This window comes from Blautia sp. RTP21359st1_E11_RTP21359_211015 (assembly GCF_040910705.1).
Taxonomy (GTDB): Bacteria; Bacillota; Clostridia; order Lachnospirales; family Lachnospiraceae; genus Blautia_A; species Blautia_A fusiformis.
In genome coordinates this window covers 38028-44214 of the sequence record NZ_JBDGAB010000031.1, presented here as the reverse complement: position 1 = coordinate 44214, position 6187 = coordinate 38028, and the positions used below count along the sequence as shown (strand labels likewise).

The 6187-nt window shown below is 43.2% G+C and carries 5 protein-coding genes; 3 read left to right on the top strand and 2 right to left on the bottom strand.

Translation table 11 applies throughout. The features are described from left to right. The 3 genes from AB5026_RS11720 to AB5026_RS11710 all read left to right on the top strand — a co-directional run. Window positions 1–1018: sensor histidine kinase (locus tag AB5026_RS11720; RefSeq protein WP_368213367.1), on the top strand; the 1018-nt coding region annotated here is incomplete at its 5' end. Continuing rightward, the gene (locus AB5026_RS11715; RefSeq protein WP_243874515.1) at window positions 993–2588 is read left to right on the top strand and encodes a response regulator; all 1596 of its coding nucleotides are present in this window, start codon (window positions 993–995) and stop codon (window positions 2586–2588) included. The genes AB5026_RS11720 and AB5026_RS11715, both read left to right, overlap by 26 nt. Window positions 2589–2705: 117 nt before the next feature. Next, window positions 2706–2975 carry a hypothetical protein gene (locus tag AB5026_RS11710; protein ID WP_173739611.1) on the top strand — a complete coding sequence of 90 codons (270 nt, stop codon included), beginning with the start codon at window positions 2706–2708 and terminating at the stop codon, window positions 2973–2975. An 86-nt stretch (window positions 2976–3061) separates the two neighbouring features. Here AB5026_RS11710 and uvrB read toward each other — a convergent pair whose 3' ends face one another. Further along, window positions 3062–5050: an excinuclease ABC subunit UvrB gene (uvrB, locus tag AB5026_RS11705; RefSeq protein WP_138277199.1), complete on the bottom strand. Its 1989-nt coding sequence runs from the start codon at window positions 5048–5050 to the stop codon at window positions 3062–3064. A gap of 566 nt (window positions 5051–5616) precedes the next feature. Continuing rightward, entirely contained in the window at window positions 5617–6165 is a 549-nt protein-coding gene (locus AB5026_RS11700; RefSeq protein WP_015527045.1) for a hypothetical protein, read from the bottom strand. Window positions 6166–6187: the final 22 nt, after the last annotated feature.

Here is a 6187-nt window from a genome sequence, read left to right as displayed (position 1 = left end):
CTGCTGCACCTTAAGCAATGGCTGGCTTCATGTTACCGAAATCCCGGAAAGCTATATTCAGGGCAACACGCACATCCTGATCCGTGCCTTACTGATCACTGTCCTTATTTTCTTGCTCCTTACTGTTATCATCGTTATCCTGTTTTCCGAAAATCTTACCCGGAAGATCACTGCACTTTCCTATGCAATGGAAGCCTTTCAGCTGGGATATGACCCGGAACATCTATCTATCGTTACTGTTCCCCACCCGGATGATCCTTCCAGGTATGATGAGATTGACAGACTGGGCATCACCTTTGAAGATATGCAGCACACAATAGCCGGAAACCTGAAGTCCATTGTAAATCTTTCCGTAAACGAAGAACGTCTGAAATACCAGCTGCTCCAGTCACAGATCAATCCGCATTTTCTTTACAATATCCTGGGATCGATCCGTACCTGCCAGTCCCTTGGAAAGCTTGACATTGCTGATCAGATGATTGCAAATCTGACTGCCTTTTACCGTCTTACCCTGCGTAAATCAAAGGAACTTATTCCTATTAAAGATGAATTGGAAATTGCCCGGCTTTATCTGGAAATGGAAAAGCTCTGTCATAAAGATAATCTGGACTGGGAGATCGAAGCAGAAGATGGAATCGAAAATTTCCTGATCTGCAAGTTTACACTTCAGCCATTTCTCGAAAATTCCATTCTGCACGGGATTTCTTCGGGCACACCAGCTGTTTTCATTTCGATCCATGTTCTTTATGGCGATGATACGGTTGTGATCTCCATTGAGGACAACGGTGCCGGCATGGACTCCGAAACCCTTGCACAGCTGCGCCATGCTATTGAGCATAATGTTATTGATTATGAGAAGCATTTTGGAATTTCCAACGTAAGTTCCCGTATTTCCAACCCATTATACGGAAACGGTTCCGTAAGGATCCGCAGCAACCCCGGAAACGGCACATACGTCACCATTGAATTCGAACAGATGGAGGAAGATATCGATGAAAAAAATAATGATCGTAGATGATAATTACTTATCTGCAGAAGGTATCGAAAAAAACATAGACTGGGAAACACTGAATGCAGAGATCATCCATGTCTGCTACAATGGAACCTCTGCTATCGAAGCCATGAAAAAAGAACCGGCAGATCTGATCATTTCTGACATTGAAATGCCTGATCTTGACGGCATTTCCATGAGCCGTCAAGCTCTTGAGATCAATCCTATGGTGAAGATCATCCTGATCAGTGCCTATGATAAATTTGAATATGCAAGACGTGCTCTGCTCCTCGGTGCTCTGGATTATATCGAAAAGCCTCTGGATTATGCCTATCTTATCCAGAAGGTAAAAAACGCTTTTGCACTGATGGAAAAGGAACAGAAAAATCTCCAGCTTCTGAAACAAAGCAGGCCTCTTCTTACGGAAAAATTTTTCCGCGAGATCACACACCTTCCGTCTTCTGAAGCAGCCTACCGACTGAAGCCTTATCTTAAGTATCTGAACCTGGAGCTGAATTATGATTTTTATACAGTTGTTATTCTGGAGCTTGAAAATGCTCCGGATCTAAAAGCTGTTTACGGGATTGAAAAGTTTCAGATGGAGCTTTTCAACCTTCAGGATCTGATAACTGAGGAAACCGCTTCTCTTGATTTTGTGTATCTTCTCCCGGATATGGATGGCTATCTGTGCATTCTGGGACACAGCGGCTGTCAGTCCAACAGCTTCCGCCAGCTTACCAGCGGACTTATTTCCTCAATCGCAGATGCCTGCCAGCCACTGGGACTTTCTCTCAACGCAGGCATTGGAACAATTGTCCAGGATTTTTGGAACCTGAACCATTCTTATAAAAGCGCCGTACATGCACTGGAATACAGATTCTTTTTCCCGCATCAGAATATCTTTGACGGAAGAGAGGCTCTGGGTTCCGATCTGTCTGTTGCAGATTTTTCAGATACAAAGGAGGATGAACTGATCCGGCTTCTCTGCAAAAAGGATACCGCTGCCATAGATCTCTGGTTTCAGAATTTTTCCGACTGGCTCACTCAGAAATTTCGCACAAAGAATTTCGCTTTCATACAGATTTATTCTCTTCTTGGCCGGATCCTGAAATTTTTCTATGAATTAAATCTGGATACGCATGACCTTGAAACTAAAATTTTGTATGTTTACAACCACATAAATGAGTTTCATAATACGGAAGAGCTATGTCAATGGCTGAAGGATCTGTGCCATCTTTTATGCCGGAAGCTTGATTCCTCCATGAATGATTATCACCAGAAGCTCTGTGAACTGGTGATTTCCTATATCAACGAACACTACACTGACAATACGCTCTGCCTCAATGATATTGCTGCCTCTGCCAATGTAAGCCCTGCTTATTTAAGTGCTCTTTTCAAAAAAAATCAGGGAATCAGTCTCAGTGACTTTATCACATCTCAGCGAATTTCCGCAGCCGCCCGTTACCTGACTACGACTACTATGAGTCTGAAGGAGATCAGCCTGAAATGTGGTTATGCCAATCAATATTATTTCAGCACCAGCTTCAAAAAGAAAATGGGGATCACACCTTCCGCCTATCGGGAACAGAATACATAACTTCTTCTCTTCTTTATAACAAAGTTACTGGCACAAATGCCAGTGCCCTTCTCCGGAATTTTACTTATAATCAATCAATAAAGAGAACCATCATATTTTTTCGAAGGAGGGATCGCTATGAAAAAATGGAAAAAAATCCTGATATCTCTGATAACAGTCTTTGTACTGACCATGCTTCCGGCAGAATCGGCAATTCTGCCTGGCACAGTCTGTGTTACAGAGGCCGCTCCCAGGATTAGTTCTTCCAAGCTAAGGCAGATTCTGACACAAAAAGATGCTTCCGAGCTTGCCAACGACACTCTGGATATGGCTATTCCATATTGGACTGATCTTCTCAAGGGCTCCGGCATCACCCTGCGCTCCCTGGGCTTTTCAACTACAAAATAAGCTTTTCCCAAAAACAGATCGAGCATACCCGACAAAACCCCTGGCTATTACAGCCAGGGGTTTTGTACTGTCAGCTGCTTTGCAGCCTATTCCGTTAATTCTTCCAGATTCTTTTTTAATTCGAGCATCTTGTCTCTCAGCTCAGCAGCCTGCTCGAAATTCAGGTCTGCTGCCGCAGCACGCATCTGCTTCTCTACCTGAGCGATCACCTTCGTCAGTTCTTTTCGGTTCATGGATTCCGGATCCTTTTTAAGCTTCACTTCTGTCTCTGCCACCTTCTTCGAAACAGCGATCAGATCACGGACCGCCTTCTTGATCGTGGTTGGAGTGATGCCATGCTCCCTGTTGTAAGCCTCCTGTATCGCTCTCCTTCTTTCTGTCTCCGAGATTGCTTTTTCCATGGATTCTGTCATATTATCTGCATACATGATCACATGGCCTTCGCTGTTCCGGGCAGCACGGCCGATAGTCTGTACCAGGGATGTTTCCGAACGAAGGAAGCCTTCCTTATCTGCATCCAGGATTGCTACCAGCGTAATCTCCGGAATATCCAGTCCTTCTCGCAGAAGGTTGATCCCGACTAGCACATCAAACACATCCAGGCGCATATCGCGGATGATTTCCGCACGTTCCAGAGTGTCAATGTCTGAATGAAGGTATCGGACACGGATTCCCAGATCCTTCATATAATCGGTAAGGTCCTCTGCCATACGTTTGGTCAGGGTCGTGATCAGGACTTTATTTTTCTTTTCAATTTCCTTATTTACTTCTGCTACAAGATCATCGATCTGTCCTTCGATCGGACGCACCTCCACCTTCGGATCAAGAAGCCCTGTAGGACGGATGATCTGCTCTGCGCGGAGAAGCTCATGGTCATATTCATATTCTCCCGGTGTCGCAGATACAAACATTACCTGGTCAAGCTTGTTCTCGAATTCATCAAAGCTCAATGGACGGTTATCCTTAGCAGACGGAAGTCGGAAGCCGTAATCCACCAGTGTCTGTTTACGGCTCTGATCACCGGCATACATACCGCCAACCTGGGGAACTGTCTTATGGGACTCATCTATAATAAGTAAAAAATCATCTCCGAAGTAATCCATCAGGGTATACGGTGGCTGCCCCGGTGCAAGCCCTGTCAGGTGCCTGGAGTAGTTCTCGATCCCGGAGCAGAATCCCGTTTCCTTCATCATTTCCACATCAAAGTTGGTACGCTCCGCAATTCTCTGAGCCTCGATCAGCTTATCCTCACTTTTAAAGTATTCCACCTGCTGCTTCATCTCTTCCAGGATGGCATCCGCAGCACGGCGGATCTGCTCCTGAGGCACAACATAATGGGACGCCGGGAAAATGGCCGCATGGCTTTCCACACTTTTGATTTCGCCGGTAAGCACATCGATATCTGTGATCCGCTCGATCTCATCTCCAAAAAATTCCACACGCACCGCCCGGTCTGTAGAGTTAGCCGGAAAGATCTCCAGCACATCGCCACGCACCCGGAATGTTCCTCGGTGGAAATCCATCTCATTTCTTGTATACTGGATATCGATCAGCTGTTTGATAACCTCGTCACGATCCTTCTCCATCCCCGGCCGAAGTGAGATCATCATATCAAAAAATTCCTGCGGCGCACCCAGGCCATAAATACAGGATACCGATGAAACTACGATCACGTCTTTCCGCTCACATAAGGCCGCTGTGGCAGAAAGGCGGAGTTTATCGATCTCGTCGTTGGTGGATGCATCCTTGGCGATGTAGGTGTCTGTGGAAGGAACGTAAGCCTCCGGCTGGTAGTAGTCGTAGTAGGAGACAAAATATTCCACTGCGTTCTCAGGAAAAAATTCTTTCATCTCGCCGTAAAGCTGGGCCGCCAGTGTTTTATTGTGGGCAAGTACCAGAGTTGGTTTATTTAACTGGGCAATGACATTCGCCATTGTGAAAGTCTTACCGGAGCCAGTAACACCAAGCAAAGTCTCGAACTGGTTGCCTTCTTTAAATCCCTCGACCAATTTCTCGATGGCCTGGGGCTGATCGCCGGTTGGCTTGTATGGGGCTTTTAATTTGAACTCATTCATGGTAAATCCCTCCATTTGTGACTTTTACTATGATCATTATCAGCCAAAAATTCGTATCCAGATTCGTAACGAAAAGCTCATTTTTATAGTGAATAGATGTGTTTCCCACCTCGTTACGAATAAAAGTCACAAAACTAATATTTGCGGATAAAACAGCACTCGGAAATACCTGAAAATACTAACCTCCGGTCCTGTCATATTTTTACTGTTTGTTCTTGTAACAGTCCCTATTATATCAAATAAATTTTTGAAAGTATATAGATTAACGCAAGAAAAAAGTACAAATGTTCGATTCTTATTTGTACTTTTTTCTATCACTACTATTCTATTTTTTATCATGCTGCGTTGAAATATTCCTCCAGGATTAAGTCTATTTCAATCACTTTCGATACTTCACTCAATATGATAAGTTTGCGTAAACGCAAAGAAACAGCGACTTTGAAAAGTTATCCCGCTTTTGCTTACCATATTATTTTCTTAAATTAACATTCATGTAACGCCCAATATTACGCAAATTCATCGAGTCCTCTACAAACTGAAGTTCATCCCAATATGCAGACCTTTGATTATACACGCTTATAAATTATTGGTTCATCATATCCAAAAGTTCTCTTTCCATTAACTTCCATGCTTTCCGATACTTCCAGAAAATTGTTGGAAAACTTTTCCCAAAGTTTGAATGTCATTACCGGAGAGAACTGGCTTGTGCTGCCTCCCTCCCAGATTCCGTCCTTTTCATGATAAAGTGCCGGATTAAATTTTTCAGATTTTTCTAGTTTAGAGTAATCAACATTCTTCATAGAATCATATGAAAATGTATTTTTATCTTCTCCTTTTGGAATTTTATAAGAAGAAAGTAAAATTCCCTGTTCTATTTCCGTGATAAGGAAAAGATGTGGAGATGCATGACGTTTTCCATTAATTTCATAATAACTCTCTTCAACAACAAATTTTCCTTTGAAATCTTCAGGAAGGTTATTTATTTTGTCATTACAGATTGTATTTACATGTTCCGCATATGGATATGTTTTCCCTTCTGCCTGCATCTTATTAAATTGATCCTTATTATCAAAATGTCCTGTCATCATTCCTACAAAATTATCAAGTTTCATCATATACTTTACCTCCTGGTATTTG

Bases quoted from the DNA above. Each gene is read 5' to 3' on its own strand.
- AB5026_RS11715 (WP_243874515.1), top strand. From the start codon at position 993: ATGAAAAAAATAATGATCGTAGATGATAATTACTTATCTGCAGAAGGT.
- AB5026_RS11710 (WP_173739611.1), top strand. From the start codon at position 2,706: ATGAAAAAATGGAAAAAAATCCTGATATCTCTGATAACAGTCTTTGTA.
- uvrB (WP_138277199.1), bottom strand. From the start codon at position 5,050: ATGAATGAGTTCAAATTAAAAGCCCCATACAAGCCAACCGGCGATCAG.
- AB5026_RS11700 (WP_015527045.1), bottom strand. From the start codon at position 6,165: ATGATGAAACTTGATAATTTTGTAGGAATGATGACAGGACATTTTGAT.